The following is a 1,468-nucleotide window of genomic DNA, read 5'->3' as shown; positions in this document are numbered from 1 at the left end:
TACATTAATATATCCCTTGAGGTAGGCTACCAAATTAAGTGGGTTGTATGCGGTGGTGTTAGCTTAACATCCCCCAAGATCCAGACTGGGGAGTTATACATTAATGCAACTCATGTTGAATATGGGATTTACCAGGGAGGATGGCACGAAGAGACTGGGTTCTATGGACCATTAAATATATCTTTAGAAGGAAATTACACTTATTCCAATTCTCATAACAATGAAGGTTATTTCTCTGTTATAGATTATATAGTAATTATAAATGTTGTCTATGAAAATGGGAAAAGTGTAACGATAATGTCTATTGGCCCAATTGAACACGAAAGTTTTCCTCAAATTTCTATTAATATCGACCATGGTTCAAGTGGGTATTATAATCAATTAACTTGGATTGCAACTGTAGAAGGGACTGAGAAAATTAGCGTAGAACCGACGCTAATAGACGCAAAGTTTAACTGGTGTTACATCGAAACTACAATAAAAATCAATTTCAAAGATTCAGTAAATATAGATTATGTTAGAGTTATAACACAAGGGCATGCAAACTCGTATACTAGTTTTGGTGCATCTGTGGAGTGGGCTGGAAACTTCAAAGCAAGTGAAGTTAATATAACATCAGTGGCATGCCCATGGATAGAACAAGGTCTTGCTCTTCCCAATCAAATTACCGTAGATCTAGGAGTATCAGATGGGGGGTATGTACTTTACGATGGTGGTTATATGAGTTTTTCAATTAACAATTTCGAATATCAAGGAGGACACATCCCAAGCAGGCCGGGTATATATCTATCGGATTGGAGTTAAAAAACTTTTTTCAAACTTACGTAAGATTGCACTTGTTCAGTTTACTCAATTTAGAGGCTTAGTTTTCTCTAGTTCCTTTTTGCTGTATTTTTTGATTTCAGTTACTCTGTGTTCTCCAAACAATTTAACTATTTGCTCTAATGAAAGCCCCTTTGTCTCAGGTAGTAATAGGTAAACAATTGCTAACGCCAGAGCATCTAGAGCCGTAAATACAAACATCGAACCTGCTAGACCAATTGTTGATAACATTAACCTGCTAGACCAATTGTTGATAACATTACAGGAAATACTTCTATTATTACAAAGTTTGATATCCAGTCAATGAAAGCTATTAATGCTGCCATTCTTCCCCTTATGCGAGTATCGAAATACTCAGCTTGAATTAACCATCCAGTTCCCCCAACTCCATAAGCGAAGAATACTATAAATCCTGCAAAAGCTATGAGTGCTCCTATTAAAATTCCTCTCATAAGTAGAATTCCTCCAAGCAAGTCGAAAGCTAGCATACCTGCATATGCCGATAAACCTAAGCTTCTTCTGCCTATTCTATCAATATACTTAAAAGCAATATAGGTTGCAGCAACATTTATCGCTGCTAAGATTGATGCGGCCTCAACTGAGGATATTTCGCTATAAACTGGATTACTAGAAGAACCAAACAAGT

The 1,468-nt window shown here is 36.5% G+C and carries 3 protein-coding genes; 1 reads left to right on the top strand and 2 read right to left on the bottom strand.

The window, feature by feature from the left end:
- Positions 1-804: hypothetical protein (locus CM19_RS12990; RefSeq protein ID WP_048098480.1), on the top strand; the 804-nt coding region annotated here is incomplete at its 5' end.
- A gap of 45 nt (positions 805-849) precedes the next feature.
- Here CM19_RS12990 and CM19_RS13375 read toward each other — a convergent pair.
- On the bottom strand, positions 850-1,053 hold the full coding sequence (locus CM19_RS13375; protein WP_268744916.1) for an MFS transporter: 204 nt from the start codon (positions 1,051-1,053) through the stop codon (positions 850-852).
- Positions 1,053-1,468 (bottom strand): MFS transporter (locus CM19_RS00365; protein WP_420804697.1); only part of this gene is annotated, 416 nt, incomplete at its 5' end. The genes CM19_RS13375 and CM19_RS00365, both read right to left, overlap by 1 nt.

Origin of the sequence: Candidatus Acidianus copahuensis, assembly GCF_000632495.1 — an archaeon.
GTDB lineage: Archaea > Thermoproteota > Thermoprotei_A > Sulfolobales > Sulfolobaceae > Acidianus > Acidianus copahuensis.
This window is presented reverse-complemented; position numbering and strand designations above follow the sequence as displayed.

Excerpts from the sequence above, each read along its gene's own strand:
- CM19_RS13375 (WP_268744916.1), bottom strand. The coding sequence starts at position 1,053 with ATGTTATCAACAATTGGTCTAGCAGGTTCGATGTTTGTATTTACGGCT.